The following is a 22891-nucleotide window of genomic DNA, read 5'->3' as shown; positions in this document are numbered from 1 at the left end:
AAAGAAATTATCAAAGTTCTGTTGCTTTAGCCTGTATATTTTTATGGCTACCTTTATAGGGTTAATTATGAACAGTAAATGTCAACAGACCCTATTACTATATGAAACTTTTTACAAAAATTTTTAGCCCACTTATCCATCATCAAGCAAATGCAGATGCTTTGCTTTTATCTGAACAATTGAACCGACAGGATCACCATGCACTTATTTTTTCTGATTTTTTACAATCAATTACTCTAGACTACAGCTTAATAAGTTTAAGAAAATTAGATCACTACTTACACAAAGTTAGAGTTCATTTTAAATTAGCAAATCAGCAACCCCAATTTGCGCAACAACATACTAAATTGATTGATGAAATGACCCGAATTGTATTAAGAGTTGGTGCTTATCTCGGCGAAACTATACGACAACAAAATAAAAAATGGATTTGGATAGAAAATAAAGAAGAAATTTATACAGAATCCGATGTATTTAAAACTACCGTTCTTATTTTAACTGACCACGATAGCTTAACATCTCCCATGCGAGAAGTAATAAATTTTATCTGCGCAGAACAAAAACCGACCTCACTTTATCAATATGCGTGGAAAGTTTTAAGCAGTTAAAAAAACCTACAAATATTTTCATTTTACACAAATACACAACTATCTTTTCGCTAAGCGCCTTGCTATGGTTGCTTTCACATCGAATTAATCACGACAACAGCACCAATAATACGTGATGTGTCTATAAAAGCAGTGGAGTGAGGCGGAATGCATCTGCATATTTTGGGTATTTGTGGCACCTTTATGGGGTCTTTAGCGCTTTTAGCACGTGATCTTGGCCATACAGTGACGGGTTCGGATCTAAACGTTTATCCTCCCATGTCGACCCAACTCGAAAATGCAGGCATTACCTTAATGCAAGGTTATGACCGCAGTCATTTGCAACCACATCCTGATTTGGTCATCGTCGGCAATGCGATGAAACGTGGGATTGATGCAGTTGAATACATGCTCAACGAAGGCTTACCATATATTTCAGGCCCACAATTTTTGGCCGATCATGTACTTCAAGGCAAACACGTACTTGGTGTAGCAGGGACCCACGGTAAAACCACCACCACCACCATGTTGGCTTGGGTCTTGGATCAGGCGGGTTTAGAGCCAGGTTTCCTGATTGGCGGTGTACCTTTAGGTTTCTCTGAAAGTGCGCGTTTAGGTGCTGGCAAGTACTTCTGTGTCGAAGCCGATGAATATGATTCTGCCTTTTTCGACAAACGTTCGAAGTTCGTGCATTACCACCCCAAAACAGCCATTTTAAATAACCTTGAATTTGACCATGCCGACATTTTTGATGATCTAGCAGCGATTCAAAAGCAATTCCACCACTTGGTTCGTACCATTCCAAGTGAGGGCCGTATCATTGCTCCGATTACTGAAAGCAATATTGATGAAGTTTTAGAGCAGGGCTGTTGGACACCTGTGGTTCGTACCTCTTTAGAGGCCCACGACAAGTCTGAATTGTATGCCGAACAACTCAGTGCGGATGGTTCACACTTTAAAGTACTCCAACACGGCGTGGTGAAAGGCACGGTGCAATGGAACATGACAGGGCAGCACAGCGTAGCCAATGCTTTGGCGACTATCGCTGCGGCTGAACATGTGGGCGTAAGCATTGAAACAGCGTGCGAAGCACTGTCTAACTTTGGTGGCGTGAAGCGCCGTATGGAGCTTTTAGGCACAGTACGTGGCGTTGAAGTGTATGATGACTTTGCCCATCACCCAACCGCAATTGATACTACGCTAGAAGGCGCACGTAAGCGTTTAGGCGAACGTAAGTTGTGGGCAATTATTGAGCCTCGTTCAAATACCATGCGCATGGGAAGCCATAAAGATGGTCTTGCGCACTCTGCGCGTTTGGCCGATGAAGTGATTTGGTATCAACCAGAAGGTTTGGACTGGGACTTGCAACCGGTCATTGCGGCTGCACCCAACAAGGCCGTGGTTGCACGCACTTTGGATGACATTATCCATACCATCGTCAGTGATGCAGGCGAGGGCGATGCGGTTGTGATCATGTCCAATGGCGGCTTTGGTGGTTTACACCAAAAATTGATCAGCGCTTTAAACGCAGAATAAGTTGTTCCCATTAGAAGAAAAAACCCGCATATGGCGGGTTTTTTTACAAGCTTATCTAATTAAAAACCAGACATCGTACCCGTATATTCAAAGTCTTTTAGTTTTGCCCAACCTTGAAACGTGTCTCCCAAGCGTTTGCTGAAATACATGATCGAAACCCACTGTTCTTGGCCATCATCATAGGTGCTATAAGCAGTGATCTGGTCATTTTTAATCATAAACAGATCTTTGCTTTTACAAGTATTGCTCGGTGCTGAATGAAAATACACTCTGGTTGAAGCAATCACTTTCATGCCCCAACGTGGAATGATCTGGACTTCTTTTTGTTCTGCCTTTTCCTCAAGTTTTACACAATCTTCAGCATGCAATAAAGGGGAAACTGAACAGAATAGAACAATAGATAAAAGCGTCTTCATATACTTTAATTCCATCATGTTCAGCATTGCAAAGTCCAAATTAGAACTGCAATGGCAGCTATATCATTTTAGTTTAACGCTTAGAACCGCGATGAATGTTGTGAACAATTAAGCCGCGACATCTTCAAAACTTTTCTCACGGCGAAACATCACATCGACATAAGAGCAGGTCGGGATAATCTTCAGGTTTTTCTCACGTGAAAAATCAACCAGAGTATCCAACAGCAAACGCGCCACACCTTGACCCCGCAGTGAATCATCGACCCAAGTATGGTTGGCATCAATGGTTGTCTCGTCCCGCCAAATATAGCTAATTTCAGCAATGCGCTGACCGTCTGAATTATTTAAGAAAAACTCACCTTTTTGATCGCGATCTACATGTTGAAATTGCATAGCACACTCGTTGAATGGATTGATTTATCGTTCTCTATCTTAGTGGAATAAAACATCATGAATAGATGGATCTTTGTCGAATACCGATTTGGAAAAAGGGCACAAGGGTAAAATTTTCACGCCCTTATCACGGGCAAAGTTAACCAAAACATCCAATAACTGACGCCCCACATGTTGCCCACGGAGCAACTCACTGACCCAAGTGTGATCAATGATAAATTTATCGTCCCCAGCCCAACTATAGGTCATTTCCGCCACACGCTCGTTTTCTTGCTCAACAAAAACTTCGCCTTTACTACCTGTTTCTTGATGTTGGATTTTCATTATTATTCCTCTTTGGTTTACTGTTTTTTTTAGCTTGCCACAAATTGAACCAAAATTTTGTCTCATTTATATTTCATCTACAATTTTCTTTAATATTTGCTCAAACCATAAAAATATGCGATGCTTAGCTCACTTTTGGATCAAATCCAAAACCAAATTTATGTTGAACAAGGGGAGTAGCCTCCTCCAAACGTGAAAAATCAATGTCATGCATAACTTTCACGTGTCAGATTATCGTCATTACACTTTGCAAAAAGTCGGTATCTGAGCATTTTAGCGCACAAAATACATACGCTAAAATGTAGGCAAGACCTTGATCATGTTGTCACAGATGTTTTATTTCATCTGGCAGCAGGTCAAGGTTTTTTTGTGGCCGATTGCTGGATGTGGAGGATTTCATGGAATCTATCGGCAATTTATGGCTATACCTTGCTTTTTTCGGCATTGTTACCGTGATGCTACTGATCGACTTTTTAGGCTTTAAACAAAAAGAAGGCCAAGAAGTTAAAATCAAAACAGCCGCGTTATGGAGTATTGCGTGGGTTTCCGTCGCATCACTCTTTGGTGCAGGTCTCTGGCTTTATCTACAACAAACTGCAGGTGTCACTGTGGCCAATACCAAGGTCATGGAGTACTTCGCAGGTTATTTACTTGAAAAATCTTTAGCCGTCGACAACGTCTTTGTCTGGCTGATGATCTTTGCTGCTTTTGCCATCCCACCTGCACTACAACGCCAATTACTGCTGTATGGTGTCTTGGGCGCGATTATTCTACGTACCATCTTTATTTTTATTGGCGCGTGGTTCGTGCAAGAGTTCTCATGGATTCTGTATATCTTCGGTGCGTTCTTGGTGTATACGGGTTTCAAATTCTTCAAAGGGCAAAACGAAGAAGAAACCAATATCGAAGATATGGCGATCTTAAAATGGTTGCGTAAACATATGCGGATTACCCCGCAAATGCATGGCAATAAGTTCTTTGTCCGTCAAAACGGGATGTTGTGGGCAACGCCGCTGTTCTTGGTGTTGATTTTAGTTGAAGCATCGGATGTAATTTTCGCGGTGGATTCCATTCCTGCAATTTTCGCGGTGACCTCTGATCCATTTATTGTGTTGACTGCAAACTTAATGGCAATTTTGGGTCTACGTGCGATGTTCTTCTTGTTGTCTGGTGCAGCAACCAAGATGCATTATCTCCCGTATGGTTTAGGTATTATCTTGGTATTCATCGGCTTTAAGATGCTCATGCTGGATGTGTTCCACATGCCAATTTGGATTTCACTGGGCTTTATTGTATTGGTGCTGACCATTACTGCAATCTTATCGATTCGATACAGTAAGAAACATCATCAAACCACCCTCTAATATTTTAAAAAAGCCTTCCACTGTGAAGGCTTTTTTGATGGCTAAATCTTAAATTGTACAAGACTTAATCCTATGATTTTCGGTGTAAATGCACTGTACTTTATGCAAACAGCTCCCTATGATAAGCGGGCTTAAAACCCTTGGTTTTACCAGTAAAAATAAAAGAACCTGAAGGTTGCTCATCCATGCGTACCAAAAAATTAACTCTTGTTGTAGTGCCGGTTTTACTCACGGCATGTAGCGGTTCTAAAACCCTACAACAAGATGTTTACAATAACCAATACAACTGCTACCAAGACTGGCATTTTGAACTGTGCGAACCTGCTAACGAAAATGGCGAATCGAGCTATAGTGGCTCTGCTGGGGTTTATATCGGCCCTCAATATTATAAGAACAACCGTAAAGTCCGTTACATGGGCCAAGTCTTGAAAGCTCGCGGACGTCATTCGACGGGCGCACCTAAAATCTCGACTTACGTTTTTAGCCATGCCAAATCCCAGCCCATTCGTGGAGGCTTCGGCCGTGGCGGAGGCTCGTTCGGAGGTTAATACATGAAACGAGTTCTATTCCCTGAGCGTGCAAACTGGCAACAGGCGCATCAAGAGATTGGTTTTGACTACTACAACTTGCCGTCGCGCGATGGTTCAATGTATTGGTCAGAAGGGGTGGCTTATGAGTTTAGCCTCAAGCAAATTGAACAGCTTGAAGATGCCTCAAACGAATTACACCAGATGTGCCTTGAAGTGGCAGGGGATATGATTCAACGCGGTCATTATCCCGAATATTTTCAACTACCCCCAGCAGCGATTCCTCTGATTGAGCACTCATGGAAAAACCAAGCACCAATGCTGTATGGCCGTTTCGATTTTGCCTATGATGGTCAAGCCATCAAAATGCTGGAATACAATGCCGATACGCCAACAGGTTTACTCGAAGCGTCTGTTGCACAGTGGCATTGGATTGAACAAGTCGAAAATATTGCAAACCGTGATCAGTTCAACAGCATTCATGAAAAGTTGATTGAGCGTTGGAAACAGCTTTATCCTACACGTAGCCGTGTCCATTTCGCGGCCTGCCAAGAAGCAGGACGTGAAGATTGGGGCAATTTAGAATACCTCATGGATACTGCTTTTCAGGCAGGCTTAAATGTCAGCGAACTGTCGATGGAAAACATCGGTTGGAATGGCACAGCCTTTGTCGATTTGCATCAGCAAGAGATTCAGCATTTATTTAAGCTATATCCGTGGGAATGGATTTGGGAAGAAAGTTTTTCGCAGTTTCTCAAACCCGAAACTGAATGGATTGAACCCTGTTGGAAAATGCTACTCTCCAATAAAGCCCTGTTGATCGAGCTATGGAAACGCTTTCCAAATCATCCATTGTTGTTAGAAACCCATGCTTATGATGCGCACGCCCACTACGCAGGGAAATGGGTGCGTAAACCAATCTTAGCGCGCGAAGGCGCAAATATTCATATCTTACAAAACAATGTCGATTGCGGCGCAGCCTCAGGTAGTTTTTACTTCGATGACTACGACAAATATGGTTATGTCATGCAGCGCTGGGTAAAAACTCCGTTGCATGAAGGCATGCTGCCCACCTTGGGACTTTGGATGGTCGGGGATGAATGTGCGGGGATGTCACTGCGTGAAGATGTATTTGATGTGATCGGCAATGATGCGCATTTTGCTGCGCATTATTTTGTGGAATAAAGTGGCGCTCTAAATCAGCTATTTAAAATAGCTGTCCAAAAATTAATACGGGTCTGTTCAGGCGTTTTAGTAGGAGTACTACCACTTTTAGGTTATTCACGGCGGAGTCTTATCTTTTTTAAGTTCAATACTGGGAGCTTAGTTATTCTTTTGTTTCACCAAATGAGAAGCGAAGCTTCGTAAGAAAAGCATTTGTCCTCCGCAAAACCTGTTCACTTTCTATAATTAAAAAATTTGTGTTGTAAAAACAATCTATTCCAAACACTACGCAGGTTGCGGATGACGCTTCCGTGTATCAAATAATGTTTAAATTGAAAAAGAAAATGCCTGTCAAATCTAAAACTGACAGGCATACATTCGAAGACAATATTTTTTTCAAGCTTAAATGGTATGCGCTTTAACCCGCTTCATATAAGACACCAAGCGCGTAAAAAATAAGATTTGCAGGAAGATGGTAAACAGTGAAATAGTCCATTCATACCAATCATCAAACGCCGTGCCTTCTAGATTAAAAGCAAAATAAAGGCCCAATAACACTGCACCAAATACCACACCAGCTACAGTGGTTTGCACCAAAATGGGAAAAGACAACGCTGTGATTCGACCTAAGAAATGCTCACCCTCATCGCCACCATTGGCTTTATAGGCGCTTTGAATCCCGATAAACATAATCAATAAAGTCAGAAGCCCCTCAACACCAATCACTCGGACATCCCCATAGGGTGAATACATGCCGTAGTAATACACCACTGAAACCAGTAATGCGGTGACTAAATAATAATTTTTATAATGCTTTTTATCGAGGGTATTGCTAGATAATTCATGTGCTAATGCTTTGGTATTCCAAAAATACATGCCGATCATTGTCTCTTATTTTATCAATGTCGACACTGTACTGACTCAGCATTTAAAGATAAAGACTTTCTCAACAAAATTTTGCGAATAGATTGAATCATTTAAGCTCAAAGCTTGTGCGTATGTATTACATAAAAAATCATGATCTTATCGATGGCACAGGTACATGTCTGGTCTTCAAACAGTTCAATGTTTAAGAAAATACTGCTCCAGTCTTTCATTTAAAATCTAGCGTTCACAACACACATAAAAACTTCAGTAAATAGCCGTGAAAAAAATCCAGTTTACGGTACAATCAATCGAAAAAAAGTCAAAACACAGGTTTAAAATGTCTTCTGTAGTTGCAACGACGGCGGTTCGCGGTCGCTTCCTAGATATTCAGAATACGGTTGCCCAAGCGCGTGAAATTCACGACCAAGTGCGTTACGTAGAAGATGGTTTACTGATTAGCCAAAATGGCAAAATCCAATGGTTTGGATCTTGGCAGGAGGGGCAACAGCACCTTCCTGTTGGCGTCGAGGTTCAGCACTATCCTGAACAATTGATTGTGCCGGGTTTTATCGACACCCACATTCATTTTCCACAAACAGAAATGGTGGGGGCCTATGGTGAACAGCTACTCGAGTGGCTCAATACCTATACCTTCCCAACTGAATTACAATTTTCAGATAAAGCCTATGCAGACCAGATTGCCCAATTCTTTGTGCAAGAACTGCTGAAAAATGGCACCACCACAGCCTTAGTCTTCTGTACTGTGCATACCGAATCAGTCGATGCACTATTTGAAGCAGCAGGGCAGCACCAGATGCGTCTGATCGCAGGTAAAGTCATGATGGACCGTCATGCGCCTGAAGATCTGTGCGACACACCTGACAGTGCTTATGCGGACTCTAAAGCACTGATTGAGAAATGGCATGGCAAGGGCCGTAACCTGTATGCGATTACGCCACGTTTTGCCCCAACCTCAACACCAGAGCAATTAGCTAAAGCAGGGCAGCTCAAAGCTGAATACCCAGATGTGTATGTGCATACGCATTTAAGTGAAAATAAAAATGAAATCGCTTGGGTGAAAGACTTATTCCCTGAGCAGCAAGGTTATCTCGATGTTTATCATCACTTTGGTTTAACCGGTTCACATTCGGTCTTTGCCCACTGCGTGCATTTAGAAGATGCAGAGTGGGACTGCATGCATCAGACGGATTCAGCCATTGCTTTTTGTCCGACCTCCAACCTATTTTTAGGCAGCGGTTTATTTCCATTGAACAAGACTTGGGAAAAGCAGGTAAAAGTTGGGCTGGGTACAGACATTGGTGCGGGGACCTCTTTTAACCAACTACAAACCCTCAATGAAGCCTATAAAGTGCAGCAGCTTCAGGGCGATAAACTGTCCGCGTTTGAGTCGCTCTACCACGCTACGCTGGGCGGTGCCAAAGCACTGAGCTTGGATGATAAACTCGGTAACTTTAATTTGGGCAAAGAAGCCGACTTTGTGGTGCTCGATCTCAAAGCAACTGCGTTGCAAGCATTACGTCAACAACGTGCAAAAGGGATTGAAGATGCGTTATTTGCCCTGATGACCATGGGTGATGACCGTAATATTCATGCGACTTATATTTTTGGTCAGAAAGCCTATGTGCAAAACTAAGTAGCAAATAGCGAAAATTTAAGCAGCTAATCGAGTTTTGAAACAACTTTGATTTTCGCCTCTAAACCAAGCTGCATCCCGCCTGCAATGAAATGATTACATTTCCAGCGGGCAAAAGGGGGTGCATCTTGTTTAGAGATATATTAAAATTAATGCATATATAGAGGTGTTGCAGGTCAACGCCTTTTTTATTTTTGATTTTTTTTAATTTTTAGGTATCTACCCATGACCGTTCAAATGAGCGTAATGATTTCTACTGAAGAGATTCAAGCGAAAGTAAAAGAGCTTGGTGCACAAATCGATGCACATTATGCAAACAGTGATAAGGAACTCGTACTGATTGGTTTATTACGTGGTTCAGTCATTTTCATGGCAGACTTATGTCGTACCATTTCAAAACCCCATGAACTCGACTTCATGACGGTTTCAAGCTACGGTGGCGGTACGGTATCTTCACGTGATGTAAAAATTTTAAAAGATTTAGACGGCGAAATTCGCGGTAAAGATGTCTTGGTCATTGAAGACATCATCGACTCAGGCAACACCTTGAGCAAAGTACTCGAAATTTTAGAAACACGCTCTCCAAACTCAATTGAACTTTGCACCTTGGTCAGCAAACCTTCACGCCGTGAAATTGAACTCGATGTGAAGTTTTTAGGTTTTAATGTCGAAGATCGATTCATTGTGGGTTATGGCTTAGACTACGACCAAAAGTACCGTCATTTGCCATTTATTGGTGAAATTGGTCTTTAAGAGCAATCGATAAAAGAGTGGCCAAAGGCCACTTTTTTTATTTTTACTGTTAGCCAAGTACATAAAACATACAGTTTTTAGCAGATTCGCTCTACTGCACAGTCGCATTATGCCTGATGATATTTTTGCACATGATGTAAAAACAAAGACATGATAAAAAAGGAGCTGGCTCATGTGGTCACTTATTGTTGCAATCGTGATTGGTTTTATTGCAGGTCTCATCGCACGCGCTATCCATCCTGGCGATGACAAAGCGGGATTTATTGTCACTACTTTACTGGGGATTGCAGGTTCTCTCGTAGCCACTTATGGTGGTCGTTTACTTGGTCTCTATAGTGAAGGCTCTGCCGCAGGCTTTATTGCGTCAGTTATTGGGGCTATTGTTATTCTATTCATTTACAACATGGTCACAAAAAAAACCTAAACTCAGCCATTAAAAAAAGCACCGTTTCAGGTGCTTTTTATCTGTATCTTTGAACTCTTATAAGCCCAGTTCACGCCACATATTTTCAATAGTGGTTGAAGGCACAGCGCCATTCACTTTAAAACCATTTGAGAAAATAACCACGGGCGTCCCTTGTAAACCTAGACTACGACCGAGTTCAATGTTGCGCTCAATTGGATTGGCACACGGTTTTTTCGACGTTGGCTGAATCCCTTTCGCAATCAAATTTTTCCATGCGAGGGCAGGGTCTGCTTCACAAAACACTTGTTTCGACGGTGCAATCGATTGCGCCTTAATGGCATAAATAAATGTATAGATGGTCACATCATTTAGTTTATTCAGTTCAGCCTCTAACTGCTTACAGTAAGGGCAGTTTGGGTCTGAAAAAACCGCCAATTGGCGTTTGCCGTTGCCTTTAACGCTTTTAATGGCATCTTTTAGCGGCAGCTTGTTCCAATCAAGCGAGTTTTGTTGCACATATAAGGCAGCACTTAAATTTTTCTGATCTTTTAAGCGCACCATCGAACCAGCAATCACATGCTCAGCCGCTTCGCCTAAATACACAAGTTCGCCATCTAAAGATCCGCTATAAATGCCCGACATTTCTGTTTTTTGAATGTTTTGAACATGAATATTTGGGTAATTCTTTTTTAAGTTGGCTTGAACACTTTCTACGCTGGCCATACTCATGCTTGCAATTGCACTTGTAAGTAGTGCCAAACCCAGTTTTTTTATCATCACTTTTTGCTCTTTCAATCGGAGAACCACGGCGCTAGTGTAGAGCGTATTATTCAAGCATTGAATCATTTTTTCCACGGCTTTACCGAAACCCAACACGCCTTGCTTATGAACTGGCCAAAGTTTCACGTGGAACAGTGAGGGCTGTGCTATTAATTTCCACCGAGACATGAACAATTTCCTCATGAATCGAGAGCATTGCCCGCACGCGATCCGCAGTTAAGTCTACCGTCGTTTCTAAAGCCAAAATGCAGGAAAACTTGCCTTTGCCTACTTTCCACACATGTAAATCGGTCAAGGTCGTCTGCGGTAGTTCTGCCACCACCTCTCGAATTTCATCCACCACATGATGATCCATTTCAGCATCTAACAAGGTTCTTCCCGTTTCTTGCATTAAGCTCAGTGCCCATTTAGCCACCAGTATTGAACCTACGATCCCAAGAGCAGCATCGAGAAAATCCCAACCCAAATATTTACCAAAAATCAGTGCGATAATCGCGAAAATAGAAGTCACTGCATCTGCCACCACATGCATAAATGCAGCTTTCTGATTTAAATCATGATGATGGCTATGTACTTCTGATGCATGATCATGATGGTGATGGTGATGGTGATGGTGATGGTGATGGTGATGGTGACCATCATGCAGCAACCATGCACAGATTAAATTCACCAATAAGCCTAAAATAGCAATTGGAATCGCTTCGTTATAATGAATTTGTACAGGCGAGAATAGGCGCTGAATTGAATGAAAAGCCATAAAACCCGCCACCACCATCAGCAAAATAGCGCTGGTGTAGCCTGCAAGAATTTCAATTTTCCATGTGCCGAAACTAAAGCGCTGATCATGGGCATAATGCCGTGCAGCACGATAAGCAAAATAAGCCAAACCCAATGCCAACATATGCGAACTCATATGCCAACCATCCGCCAGCAAAGCCATTGATTGGAAAATCCATCCACCAATCACTTCTAATAACATCATGACTGCCGTTAAAATGGTCGCCATTAAAATCCGTTTTTGTGCCAGTGGATTACCGTCATCAAAATGATGCGTATGCTGACGTGATGGGGTATTTTGCATTTAAAATCACTCACCAATATACTCCCCCTTAGTATATTTATTTTTGGAGCAATGTGTTGAGTCATTTGCATGAAGATAAAAAAATTTTAAACCGTGTTAAACGCTTACAAGGGCAGGTCAACGCCGTTGAACTCTCGATTACACATCCCGATGCCAGTTGTATCGACGTTTTACAACAAGTCGCTGCTATTAAAGGCGCGGTCAATGGACTGATGAATGAACTGGTTGAAGCACACTTACGCCATCATGTATTAGCACAAGCTGAACAGGTCAATGAAGAAGAGTTGGCTGAGTTCTTAAAACTGCTGAAACGCTATGGCTAAGTTTCATTGCGTTCTTTTTCAAGTTTTTAGTTGACCATTTTTTCCACAAACCGATACACTGTTGCTCTCTATCCTTTTTCTCTTGGGCATCAAAATATTCTTGTTTTGACCGAGAGAGCCGCATGGCATTTGCATGACAACAACCACTTCTTGGCGTCCATTTTGTATGGTCAGCCTCGCCTTAATGATGGGAACGATGGGGACTGCCTTGGCCAGTCCACTTTATCCGCTGTATCAAGCCTTATGGCATCTGGTGCCGAGTCAAATCACCTATATTTTTGTGGCTTATATGTTTGGTTGTCTCGCTACTTTACTGTTTCTTGGCCGGACCAGTAATAGCATTGGCTATTTACGCACCTTACAAGTAGGGTTGGTGTTTATCAGCATCGGGTTGGTGATTTCCGCTTATGCTTCTGATGCTCTCATCTTATCTTTGGGGCGCTTTATTATTGGTATTGCATCTGGTTTGATGACCACTTCGGCCTTACTGGGACTGATGTATACCGTGCCCAAAAGCCATCAACAGATTGCGCCGCAGCTCAGTTCGATTATTACCGCAGTAGGCTTTGGCTTAGGCCCACTGATTGGTGGCCTGATAGCTCAATTTTCAGAATATCCGTTGGTCAGTCCTTATCTACCCGTTATTCTTGGCGCTGTACTGTGTTTCTTTGGTTTATTTTGGGTTGAGTCTCCTACATTTACCGCACAGCCCTTTAGTATCGCCCCAAAGCTACTCCGACCAGAAGTGCAATATCATCAGTTGTTTTTCATTGTTGGATTTACCGCATTTAGTGCCTTTGCCGCGTTTAGTTTATTTGCATCCTTATCCCCGTCATTTGTGCGGGATATTTTGCCGTGGCACGGCCCCCTCATTAGCGGTTCAGCCATTACCAGTATTTTAATTGTCTCGGCCGTGGTGCAGTATTTTGCCAGAAGTATTCCTGCTTATAAGTGCCTCAACTATGGCTTAATTACCTTGATTGCAAGCTTAGGCATTTTGGCGCTGTGTATGCTATTTCAACTGAGTGCATTTTTCTTTATCAGTGATTTTTTCGTTGGTGTCGGACATGGCCTGACCTTGATTGGTTCCTTTGGTCTCATTCATGCCATGACCACCTTAGAGAATCGTGCTGCAGTGATGTCGACTTATCTTTTTATTGGTTATTTGGGTACGATTGTGCCCATTGTGGCCGTCGGATATCTGGCAGATCACTTTGGATTAAGTTTCGGGGTCATTAGCTTTTGCATTGCCATCGCTTTATTGTGTTTTTATCTGTGGTTTGCGCATAAAAGCAGTATACGTCTGGCTTCGGCATAGGAAGCGTGAAGCCAAAATCATCTGGATTTAGATCGTTCTTCAGATGCCATTTTTCAGGCGATCCTTGCTATAACTTAGGTTCTTTTCTTGTTGGCATGGGCTAAGTCCGTATGTTCATTTAAATACTGGCTTAAATGTTCTAAAAAATAGGACACTCTTGGTGAGTGCTCGAGCCGATCCATATAAATCGCATAGATATCGGCAGGGGGCGTCTCATAGTCCTGCAAAACTTGAACTAAACGACCACTTTTTAAATACTTGGCCACGTCCCATTCAGCGCGCATTAAAATACCATGGCCATCGATTGCCCAACCAATGGTGACTTGGCCATCATTGCTACTCAATTTTCCATGCACTTTAACGGTCTCTTCCTTATCCCCTTGAGTTAAACGCCAGTTCGCATATGCCGCATCGTTTTGTCTTAACACAATGCATTGGTGCAGGGTCAGTTCGCGTGGCGTAAGTGGTGCCCCAGCGTGCGCCAAATAACGCGGAGAAGCACATAGAAGCCGTCGATTAGCCGCAATTTTTTTCGCAATCAGTCGTGAATCTGGCACCTGCCCAAAGTGAATCGAGACATCAATCGCATCATTCGGCAGATGAATCGGACGATCAGTCAAATGTAACTGGACTTCAATATCTGGAAATTTTCGCGCAAAATCTGAAATCGCAGGAGCAATGTAGGTTCGACCAAAACCAAATGGGGCATTGACCCGCAGCAAGCCCTTCGGGGTGGTGCGACTGCGTGCTACTTGCTGTTCCATTTCTTCAATTTCTTTCAAAATTCGCGAAGCATTCTCAAAATAAATTTCGCCTTCATTGGTCAAACTGATGCGTCTGGTGGTCCGATTCAACAACCGAACCCCTAAACGTTCTTCCATTTGTGTCAGACGTCGGGACACAGCAGGGGGTGTTAAATTCAACTCACGCGCTGTTGCAACCAGACTGCCCTGTTTTATTAGTAAACAAAAAAATGCTAATTCGGTATCTGAGCTCATGATTATTCAGTTTTTTGCAAGAGTGATTTAACTTTATATCGATTCATCGGTTTTGCAAAGTCTCTAATATCCCTATCACGTTACCCCCAAACAACATATCTCACCCAAGCAAGGAAACTTGAGTGAGTCATAAAGTCCACCGTGTAAGGACAACGGTGCACAAACGGGGAGCTGTTTCGCCAAACTCGATTGCGGTGTGACTTCGACCGAATCGGGAGGTAATCGCTACTGATATGGAGATAAGCCATGGACATGGATATCGAGAAACGGACGCTACGCAAAATCACTTGGCGTATTGTGCCGTTTATCATGATTTTATATTTAATTGCCTATATTGATCGAGTCAATATTGGTTTTGCTGCCATTACCATGAAAGAAGATTTGGGCTTTACCGCTTCGATTCTCGGTTTTGGTGCAGGAATTTTCTTTTTGGGCTATTTCCTCTTTGAAGTTCCCTCCAACATTATTTTGCACAAAGTCGGCGCTCGCATTTGGATTGCACGGGTCATGGTGACTTGGGGCATTATTGCTGGCGGGATGGCCTTTGTCGAAAGCTCAACCAGCTTTTATGTTATGCGATTTTTACTCGGTGTCGCCGAAGCAGGCTTTTTCCCCGGCATTATTTTGTATTTAAGCTACTGGTTCCCTGCACGAAACCGAGCAGGGGTAATTGCCCTATTTATGGCTGCCGCCCCTATAGCCACGGCGATTGGTTCTCCTATTTCAGCAGCATTACTGGAAATGCACGGCATCATGGGCTTAGCAGGTTGGCAGTGGATGTTCCTGATAGAAGCGGTTCCTGCGGTGATCCTAGGCGTCGTGGTGTTTTTCTATATGACAGATCGTCCTGAAAAAGCCACATGGTTAAAAGCAGATGAGCGTGAATGGTTGGTTAAAACCATGCAAGCAGAAGATGCCAATAAAGGGGGGCAACAGCAGCACAGTATTTTACGCGGACTCGCCAATCCACGCGTGCTTGCTCTGGCACTCATTTATTTCGGTACCTCCGCGGGGCTGTATACCCTTGGCATTTGGGCACCTCAAATCATTAAAGAACTGGGTGTCAGCTCAATGACCGTCGGTCTATTGAACGCTATTCCTCCTATTATCTCTGTGGTTGCCATGATTCTGTGGTCTCGCCACTCCGACAAAACCAATGAACGCACATGGCATGTGGCTTTGGCTTGTTTAACCGCAGCTGTGGGGCTCGCGATTGCAGCCAGTACTGGCAGTATGTTTGGCCTGATTGCAGCATTAACCATTGTCAACGTCGGCATCAGTTGCTCTAAACCGCCACTGTGGAGCATGCCAACCATGTTTCTATCGGGCGCAGCAGCAGCGACAGGCATCGCAACCATTAACTCGATTGGGAACTTAGGTGGCTTTGCGGGTCCAGCCATGATCGGTTGGGTTAAAGACCAAACTGGAAGCTTTGCAGGCGGTTTGTATTTCGTCGCAGGTCTGCTGATTTTATCCACCGTCCTGACCCTCGTTTTAAGTTTTACTCAAAAAAACAAAGCCAACTCGGCTGAATTGAGTAATTCATGATCTTCATTTTTACCTTATTCGATATTCAAGCGAATTAAACGCTTAACAAGGAGCCTCCCATGGACAAAGAACTTGCCGTACAGTCCCTCACGGACACCATGGCCAAATTTACAGCCTATATTGGCAAACGTTTACCCAAAGATGTCAAAAGTAAACTGATTGAGCTCAAAACCTTGGAAACCAACCCATTGGCCAAATCAATTTATGATTCAATGGATGAAAACCAAGAAGCAGCAGATCGATTGAATCGTCCCAGCTGCCAAGACACCGGCGTGATTCAATATTTTGTTGAAGCGGGTGCACATTTCCCACTGTTGGGCGAATTGCAGGAAATTTTACGTGAAGCGACCGAAGAGGCAACCCGTACAGGCCCCTTGCGCCACAATGCAGTTGAAACCTTTGATGAGAAAAACACGGGCACCAATACGGGCACCCAAATTCCGTGGCTAGACTGGCGCATCGTCCCGGAACAGGATACCTGTACCATCGATGTGTATATGGCAGGCGGCGGGTGTACCTTGCCAGGTGCAGCTAAAGTTTTGATGCCAGGTCAAGGCTATGAAGGTGTAGCCGAGTTCGTGATGGATGTGATTACCGAGCGTGGTGTGAATGCTTGCCCGCCATTACTGGTCGGTGTCGGGGTGTCCACTTCAGTTGAAACCGCTGCACGCTTGTCCAAACTGGCCATTATGCGCCCTGTAGACTCAAGAAGTGATAACCCACGCGCTGCGCTGATGGAAGACTTGCTGGAACAAGGCTTGAATGAAATTGGCATTGGCCCACAGGGCTTAACAGGCAATAACAGCGTCATGGGCGTCAATATTGAGTCTTCGGCTCGTCACCCATCCACCATTGGCGTGGCAGTCAACACCGGTTGCTGGGCACACCGCCGTGGCAAAATTAAAATTAACCCTGATATGTCTTATGAAATTCTGTCACACGAAGGAGTTGTGCTATGAAAAAAGTACTGACCACCCCATTACGTGATGAAGACTTAGCCGATCTTAAAATTGGTGACGTGGTATATCTAACTGGACGTCTAGTTACTTGTCGTGATGTGGCACATCGCCGCTTAATTGAACAAGGTCGACAACTTCCCGTGAATTTAGAAGGCGGTGCGATTTTCCATGCCGGTCCAATCGTGCGTAAAAAGGATGATGGCGGTTTTGAAATGGTCTCTATTGGGCCCACCACCAGTATGCGTATGGAAAAATTTGAACGCGAATTTATCAAACAAACTGGGGTGAAACTGATTGTGGGTAAAGGTGGCATGGGCCCTGAGACTGTCGCAGGCTGTCAGGAACACAAAGCAGTTCATGCGATTTTCCCTGGAGGATGTGCGGTACTGGCAGCCACTCAAGTCGAGGAAATTGAAGGTGCTGAATGGCAAGACCTCGGGATGCCTGAAACCTTGTGGATTAACCGCGTCAAGGTATTTGGCCCGCTGATCATCTCGATTGATACCCATGGCAATAATCTTATTCAGCAAAATAAAACCCAGTTCCAAGCCAAAAAGAAACCAGTGCTGGATCGGATTAGTAAAGAACTAAGTTTTATTAAATAGTGCTTTACAGACAGCACCTCAAACGATCCTTTTCGGTGTTGTCTGTCTCTCTTTGTTTTAACTCTAGGCCTGCATTTGGTCAGACACATCACAGCCAAATCAGGCATTTCTCTTCACTTGTGTCCCTATTCACCACAACGTCTCGACGTTTAATCCATACTTCTTTCAGCAGAATACGGACATTGCAATCGATGTAACGAGATCAAGCTCATGATGGATCATGTAACCATAAAAAAACCGCTCTATATTCCCTATGCAGCTCATTCACTTTTAGAACTGCCGTTGTTGAATAAAGGAGCTGCATTTTCAATACAAGAACGTAATACCTTCAATTTACACGGCCTAATTCCACACGTGATCGAAACCATTGAGGAACAAAGTCGCCGCTCCTATCAGCAGTATTTATCTTTTAATGATGACATCAACAAACATATCTATTTACGCAATATCCAAGATACCAACGAAACTCTGTTTTACCATCTGCTCAAACATCACTTAAGTGAAATGATGCCGATCATTTACACCCCAACTGTGGGTGAGGCCTGCCAACGTTTTTCCGATATTTATCGCCGACATCGTGGCATTTTTATTTCCTACCCAGATCGCGCGCATATTGATGAAATTCTACACAACGTCAACCGTAAAAATGTCAAAGTTATCGTGATGACCGATGGAGAGCGGATCTTAGGTCTTGGTGATCAAGGCATTGGCGGCATGGGGATTCCCATTGGTAAACTGTCGCTCTATACCGCCTGTGGTGGCATCAGTCCGGCCTATACCTTACCTATTACACTGGATGTTGGGACCAATAACCAACAGTTACGCAACGATCCGCTGTATTTGGGTTGGAACCACCCCCGTATTAGTGGCGATGAATACAACCAATTTATCGATGATGTGATTCGTGCCATTCAACGACGCTGGCCGAAGGCCCTGATTCAGTTTGAAGATTTTGCTCAACAAAATGCCATGCCTTTACTAGCTACCTACCGTGAACAAATCTGTTGTTTTAATGATGATATTCAAGGTACGGCGGCTGTAGCGTTAGCTAGCCTGATTGCAGCATCTCATGTGGTGAAAAAGCAGGTCAAAGATCAAACGATTGTTATTTTAGGTGCAGGTTCAGCAGGCTGTGGTATTGCAGAACAAATTATTGCACAAATGAAAATTGAAGGGCTCAGCGACCTTGAAGCACGCTCACGTCTTTATTTGGTAGATCGCTTTGGTTTAATGACTGAACAGCAACCCAACTTACTCGATTTTCAAAGCAAGTTGGCGCAGCCTTTGCGTGCCATTGAGACATGGGCAAATGTAGCGCCAGAGATTTCTCTGCTCGAAGTCATTCAGCATGCCAAACCCACAGTATTAATCGGAGTTTCAGGACAAACTAGCTTATTTAGCGAAGAGATTATTCGCGCACTGGCTGAAAACTGTGAACGCCCGATCGTCTTTCCCTTGTCCAACCCCACCTCTCAGGTCGAAGCGCTCCCCGCAGATATTATTCAATGGACAGAGGGTAAAGCCTTAATCGCAACAGGCAGTCCATTTGCACCAGTACATCATCAAGGCCATATTTACCCCATTGCTCAGTGCAATAATGCTTATATTTTTCCTGGGGTTGGTCTAGGTGTCATTGCCGCAGGTGCGCAAAGCGTGACCGACCTGATGTTAATGGCAGCGAGTAATGCACTAGCCAGCTGTTCACCCATGCTGAAAAACCCAGACCATGATTTACTGCCAAGTATTGATGCCATTCAGAACATCTCTAAAATTATCGCCTTGCAGGTAGGGCTTGCCGCGATACGGGAAGGGGTTGCCCCATTGATGGATGAAGCTAGCTTACAAAAAGCCATTGAGGCGCATGTTTGGAAACCCGAATATCGAGATTACCGCCGAATTACCTTTTGATTGGTCTGTTACGACACAGCAATATCACAAAATTTTGTACCAAAGAGAAGCTCAATAGCAGCACTAGCCATCCTATGTATAAAAAAGCACCCAGCCTTTAAAACTGAGTGCTTTTTATATCCATCTACCTAAATAGGCACGATGCTAAATGTCGGCATTACTTTCCAATACAGAACGATCCAAAAATTTTCCCAAGCAAATCATCCGCACTAAAATCCCCTGTAATTTCACCGAGGGCATTTTGCGCCAAACGTAGCGACTCTGCGACCAACTCACCTGCGTTATACACCACCAATTGTTCACGCGCTTCAGCAAGGTAAAGCTGAGTGCGTTTCATTGCGTCTAAATGGCGTGTACGTGCAATAAAGGTATCTTCTTCAGGCTGGAAGCCTGCATGCGCTGTAATCGCTTCTATGAGCGCTTGAACGCCAGTTTCTTGCTTTGCCGAGACCATAATATGACGGAAGCCGTTAAAGTCTTCGATATGCGATGTCGTTTCCATCAAATCACACTTATTGCCTATCAGCATTAAACGTTTCGGTTCAATATGCTCAGCAAAATATTCTTGTGCCAGTTTGAGTGGGTCTTCGCCTTGGCTTAAGTCATAAACCAAAAGTAACAGATCAGCTTGCTCAATTTCTTTAATGGCACGACGTATCCCTTCTTTTTCTACAATATCACCAGTTTCACGTAAACCCGCGGTATCGGTTAAGGTAATGGGTAAGCCATTGAGGGTAATTTTTTCATGCAAGACATCCCGCGTCGTACCTGCAATATCCGTCACAATAGCGCGTTCAATGCCTGCTAATGCATTGAGCAGTGATGACTTACCCGCATTCGGTTTTCCTGCAATTACCACTTGTAAACCTTCACGCAGCAACTGTCCTTGACGAGCCGATTGTTGCACTTGGTTCACAGCAGCCGTAACGCCATCTAAAAGATTTAAAATTTTCCCGTCCGCAAGAAAATCAATTTCTTCTTCAGGAAAATCAATCGCAGCTTCCACATGCAAACGTAGATGAATCAATTGCTCCAACACATGATTCACTTTAGTTGAAAATGCACCTTGTAATGAACGTACCGCAGAACGTGCAGCCGCTTGAGACGTCGCATCAATCAAGTCAGCGATTGCTTCAGCCTGTACCAAATCCAGTTTGCCATTTTCAAAAGCACGCATGGAAAACTCACCGGCTTTTGCTGCAATCGCACCGAGCTCCAACAAACGCCCCAGTAAAGCATTTTGAATGACAGGGCCACCATGACCTTGCAACTCAACCACATCTTCACCAGTAAACGAGTTCGGGTTCGGAAAACAAATCGCTAAGCCCTCATCCATCACCTCGCCAGACGCATCATAAAACTGGCGAAAACCTGCAAAACGGGCTTTCGGTAAATCTTTTTGGGTCAAGGCCTGTGCAATCTCATAAGACTTGGGACCAGATAGGCGAATGACCCCCACACCACCACGCCCAGGTGGTGTTGCAATGGCAGCAATCGTGGTTCGGTTGTACATAACATTCACCTAAAAAATCTTAAAAGTCACACAATGAAAAATCCGCCTAAGATTACCATCTTAAGCGGATTTATTCAGCTTTTCGCGAAAAGTTACCTCGATTAACTCGACGCACTTTCCTTATTCAAACGGTCTTTTTCAACAGATTTGTTGATCAAGGTCTGCTGAATAATCGTGATACTGTTGTTGACAATCCAGTACAACACGAGACCCGCAGGGAAGAACAACATAAAGACTGTGAAAACAATCGGCATGATTTTGAAAACTTTCGCTTGCATTGGATCAGCCGGTTGTGGATTTAAAGACTGCTGAATGAACATCGTTGCGCCCATTAACAGCGGTAAAATAAACCACGGATCCATCGCTGACAAATCTTGAATCCAAAGTAACCATGGCGCATGACGAAGCTCAACAGACTCCATCAACACCCAGTACAGCGCAAGGAAGATTGGCATTTGTAATAACAATGGCAAACAACCCGCAAGCGGATTGACTTGTTCACGTTTATACAGTGCCATCATTTCTTGAGAGAAGCGCATACGGTCTTCACCGAACTCTTCTTTCATACGCTGCATTTCAGGTGCAATGACACGCATTTTCGCCATTGAGCGATAGCTCTTAGACGACAATGGCCAAAGAATCAATTTCACCAAGACCGTTAACAAAATAATTGCCCAGCCCCAGTTACCCACTAAACCGTGGAAGAACTCAAGACCCAAGAACAATAATTTCGCAATTGGCCATAACCAACCATAATCAACAGTTTGGTTTAACCCTGTTGCAAGCTCTTTTAACTCAGATTGAACTTTAGGACCTGAATAGAAGGTCGCGTCAATCTCAGCCACTGTACCAGCAGGCACAGTAATCGTCGGCGAAGTAAAACCAATGATATTCATATCATCCGTTGACTTACGCGACTCTAATTTCGCGACATAAGGTTGACCATTGGCTTGCGTCAATTTTAAGTCACCAGGAATCCAAGCACTCACAAAGTAGTGCTGAACCATAGCAACCCAGCCGCCTTTCGCCTCAACATTCAATTTTTCTTCATTGAAGTTAGCAAATTTAAGCTTGTTATAATGTTCTTCAGGCGAACCCCAAGCACCACCTAAGAAAGTGCCCAGCGTGAAAATACCTTGATCCGATTTGCCTGGATCATCAGAGTTGTCACGTTTGAGTTGACCAAACATTTGACCCTGCCAGTTTTGACCACTGCGGTTCACCACTTTATGGTTCACAACAACAGGATATTCACCTTGCTTAAAGGTAAAGGTTTTAATGATTTCCACACCATCAGCTGTTTTCAGTACCATCGGTACGGTTAACACTTTGATGCTTTTTCCATCTTCAGTTTGAACCGCTTTGGCATCATTCAATGTATAAGCAGATTTTTCAATCTCATACATTGGACGACCGCTACGGTTACTGTCTGGACCATTAAGACCAATTAAACCAGACTGCGCCACATAAGTACGTTTTGCATCACTTTCAAGCATGACAAATGCTTCGTTACTGTCTTTGCTCTTGTCATGGTTTAACAATTCAATACGAACAATATCACCACCTTTAGGATTAATCCAAAGATGATAAAGGTCAGTTTGTACTGAAATAAGCTGTTGATTTACAGATGCTTTTGCTTCTGTAGCTGGTTGCTGAGTCGCGATATTTGCTTGTGGCATATCAGACGCTGCTGAAGCCGTTTGAGCATTTGGCAAATCTGCAGATACTTCATGTGAAACTGCTGCAGCCTGTTGTGGCTGTGGCTGAGTCTCAGCATGTCCATAATCTTTTTGCCAAGCCAAAATGAGCAAATAAGCGACAACAAACATGGCCCCGAGAATGGCAAACCTGGCCCATTGTTGCATAT

At 43.6% G+C, this 22891-nt stretch carries 23 protein-coding genes; 14 read left to right on the top strand and 9 right to left on the bottom strand.

The features are described 5' to 3' along the window. The first annotated feature begins 101 nt into the window (after positions 1-101). Together AXW61_RS00245 and mpl are read left to right on the top strand one after the other, a co-directional pair. Positions 102-608 (top strand): hypothetical protein, encoded by a 507-nt coding sequence (locus tag AXW61_RS00245; RefSeq protein ID WP_062031188.1) that lies wholly within the window; start codon positions 102-104, stop codon positions 606-608. 147 nt (positions 609-755) lie between these two features. Continuing rightward, positions 756-2123 (top strand): UDP-N-acetylmuramate:L-alanyl-gamma-D-glutamyl-meso-diaminopimelate ligase, encoded by a 1368-nt coding sequence (mpl, locus tag AXW61_RS00240; protein WP_062031185.1) that lies wholly within the window; start codon positions 756-758, stop codon positions 2121-2123. A 59-nt stretch (positions 2124-2182) separates the two neighbouring features. Here mpl and AXW61_RS00235 read toward each other — a convergent pair whose 3' ends face one another. The 3 genes from AXW61_RS00235 to AXW61_RS00225 form a co-directional block, all read right to left on the bottom strand. Further along, positions 2183-2566 (bottom strand): hypothetical protein, encoded by a 384-nt coding sequence (locus tag AXW61_RS00235; protein ID WP_062031182.1) that lies wholly within the window; start codon positions 2564-2566, stop codon positions 2183-2185. An 81-nt stretch (positions 2567-2647) separates the two neighbouring features. After that, positions 2648-2932, bottom strand: coding sequence for a GNAT family N-acetyltransferase (locus tag AXW61_RS00230; protein ID WP_062031180.1), 285 nt, complete (start codon positions 2930-2932; stop codon positions 2648-2650). 39 nt (positions 2933-2971) lie between these two features. Next, complete coding sequence (locus AXW61_RS00225; protein WP_062031177.1) at positions 2972-3256, bottom strand: GNAT family N-acetyltransferase; 285 nt, start codon at positions 3254-3256, stop codon at positions 2972-2974. Between the two features lie 398 nt (positions 3257-3654). Here AXW61_RS00225 and AXW61_RS00220 point away from each other — a divergent pair, with 398 nt between their 5' ends. The 3 genes from AXW61_RS00220 (at position 3655) to AXW61_RS00210 (ending at position 6332) form a co-directional block, all read left to right on the top strand. Continuing rightward, positions 3655-4620 carry a TerC family protein gene (locus AXW61_RS00220; RefSeq protein ID WP_004697489.1) on the top strand — a complete coding sequence of 322 codons (966 nt, stop codon included), beginning with the start codon at positions 3655-3657 and terminating at the stop codon, positions 4618-4620. Positions 4621-4805: 185 nt separating this feature from the next. After that, a complete protein-coding gene (locus tag AXW61_RS00215) occupies positions 4806-5168 on the top strand; it encodes a hypothetical protein (RefSeq protein ID WP_005401784.1) in 363 nt (120 codons plus the stop codon). Positions 5169-5171: 3 nt separating this feature from the next. Beyond that, on the top strand, positions 5172-6332 hold the full coding sequence (locus AXW61_RS00210; RefSeq protein WP_062031174.1) for a glutathionylspermidine synthase family protein: 1161 nt from the start codon (positions 5172-5174) through the stop codon (positions 6330-6332). Positions 6333-6713: 381 nt separating this feature from the next. Here the strand turns inward: AXW61_RS00210 and AXW61_RS00205 are convergent, their stop codons facing one another. After that, a complete protein-coding gene (locus AXW61_RS00205; RefSeq protein WP_004697483.1) occupies positions 6714-7187 on the bottom strand; it encodes a hypothetical protein in 474 nt (157 codons plus the stop codon). Between the two features lie 328 nt (positions 7188-7515). Between AXW61_RS00205 and guaD the strand changes: the two genes are divergently transcribed. The 3 genes from guaD (at position 7516) to AXW61_RS00190 (ending at position 10009) form a co-directional block, all read left to right on the top strand. Continuing rightward, a complete protein-coding gene (gene guaD, locus AXW61_RS00200; protein ID WP_062031172.1) occupies positions 7516-8832 on the top strand; it encodes a guanine deaminase in 1317 nt (438 codons plus the stop codon). Positions 8833-9057: 225 nt separating this feature from the next. Further along, on the top strand, positions 9058-9585 hold the full coding sequence (gene hpt, locus AXW61_RS00195; RefSeq protein ID WP_004697480.1) for a hypoxanthine phosphoribosyltransferase: 528 nt from the start codon (positions 9058-9060) through the stop codon (positions 9583-9585). 172 nt (positions 9586-9757) lie between these two features. Continuing rightward, positions 9758-10009 carry a GlsB/YeaQ/YmgE family stress response membrane protein gene (locus AXW61_RS00190; RefSeq protein WP_004977734.1) on the top strand — a complete coding sequence of 84 codons (252 nt, stop codon included), beginning with the start codon at positions 9758-9760 and terminating at the stop codon, positions 10007-10009. A 57-nt stretch (positions 10010-10066) separates the two neighbouring features. On the opposite strand, the gene AXW61_RS00185 is transcribed toward AXW61_RS00190, so the two are convergent. Both AXW61_RS00185 and dmeF read right to left on the bottom strand, forming a co-directional pair. Continuing rightward, on the bottom strand, positions 10067-10768 hold the full coding sequence (locus tag AXW61_RS00185) for a DsbC family protein (protein WP_062031221.1): 702 nt from the start codon (positions 10766-10768) through the stop codon (positions 10067-10069). Between the two features lie 106 nt (positions 10769-10874). Beyond that, positions 10875-11852, bottom strand: coding sequence for a CDF family Co(II)/Ni(II) efflux transporter DmeF (dmeF, locus tag AXW61_RS00180; protein WP_062031169.1), 978 nt, complete (start codon positions 11850-11852; stop codon positions 10875-10877). Positions 11853-11908: 56 nt separating this feature from the next. Here dmeF and AXW61_RS00175 point away from each other — a divergent pair, with 56 nt between their 5' ends. Both AXW61_RS00175 and AXW61_RS00170 read left to right on the top strand, forming a co-directional pair. Further along, positions 11909-12175 (top strand): metal/formaldehyde-sensitive transcriptional repressor, encoded by a 267-nt coding sequence (locus AXW61_RS00175; protein WP_004697473.1) that lies wholly within the window; start codon positions 11909-11911, stop codon positions 12173-12175. A 166-nt stretch (positions 12176-12341) separates the two neighbouring features. Further along, positions 12342-13493: an MFS transporter gene (locus tag AXW61_RS00170; protein ID WP_062031218.1), complete on the top strand. Its 1152-nt coding sequence runs from the start codon at positions 12342-12344 to the stop codon at positions 13491-13493. A 74-nt stretch (positions 13494-13567) separates the two neighbouring features. Here the strand turns inward: AXW61_RS00170 and AXW61_RS00165 are convergent, their stop codons facing one another. Then, a complete protein-coding gene (locus AXW61_RS00165; RefSeq protein WP_062031167.1) occupies positions 13568-14491 on the bottom strand; it encodes a LysR substrate-binding domain-containing protein in 924 nt (307 codons plus the stop codon). Positions 14492-14737: 246 nt separating this feature from the next. Between AXW61_RS00165 and AXW61_RS00160 the strand changes: the two genes are divergently transcribed. The 4 genes from AXW61_RS00160 (at position 14738) to AXW61_RS00145 (ending at position 19511) form a co-directional block, all read left to right on the top strand. After that, on the top strand, positions 14738-16039 hold the full coding sequence (locus AXW61_RS00160; RefSeq protein ID WP_062031164.1) for an MFS transporter: 1302 nt from the start codon (positions 14738-14740) through the stop codon (positions 16037-16039). Positions 16040-16098: 59 nt separating this feature from the next. Next, complete coding sequence (ttdA, locus tag AXW61_RS00155) at positions 16099-16998, top strand: L(+)-tartrate dehydratase subunit alpha (RefSeq protein ID WP_062031161.1); 900 nt, start codon at positions 16099-16101, stop codon at positions 16996-16998. Further along, positions 16995-17603: a L(+)-tartrate dehydratase subunit beta gene (gene ttdB / locus AXW61_RS00150; protein WP_062031160.1), complete on the top strand. Its 609-nt coding sequence runs from the start codon at positions 16995-16997 to the stop codon at positions 17601-17603. Before ttdA ends, ttdB begins: the two co-directional genes overlap by 4 nt. Before the next feature lie 213 nt (positions 17604-17816). Next, the gene (locus AXW61_RS00145; protein WP_062031157.1) at positions 17817-19511 is read left to right on the top strand and encodes an NAD-dependent malic enzyme; all 1695 of its coding nucleotides are present in this window, start codon (positions 17817-17819) and stop codon (positions 19509-19511) included. Positions 19512-19668: 157 nt separating this feature from the next. On the opposite strand, the gene mnmE is transcribed toward AXW61_RS00145, so the two are convergent. After that, a complete protein-coding gene (mnmE, locus tag AXW61_RS00140) occupies positions 19669-21024 on the bottom strand; it encodes a tRNA uridine-5-carboxymethylaminomethyl(34) synthesis GTPase MnmE (RefSeq protein ID WP_062031154.1) in 1356 nt (451 codons plus the stop codon). Positions 21025-21125: 101 nt separating this feature from the next. Beyond that, the gene (gene yidC, locus AXW61_RS00135; protein ID WP_004697434.1) at positions 21126-22889 is read right to left on the bottom strand and encodes a membrane protein insertase YidC; all 1764 of its coding nucleotides are present in this window, start codon (positions 22887-22889) and stop codon (positions 21126-21128) included. Positions 22890-22891: the final 2 nt, after the last annotated feature.

Source organism: Acinetobacter sp. BMW17, assembly GCF_001592855.1.
GTDB classification, from domain to species: domain Bacteria; phylum Pseudomonadota; class Gammaproteobacteria; order Pseudomonadales; family Moraxellaceae; genus Acinetobacter; species Acinetobacter johnsonii.
The sequence above is the reverse complement of the archived record's forward strand: the minus strand, read 5'-3'. Positions and strand labels throughout refer to the sequence as shown.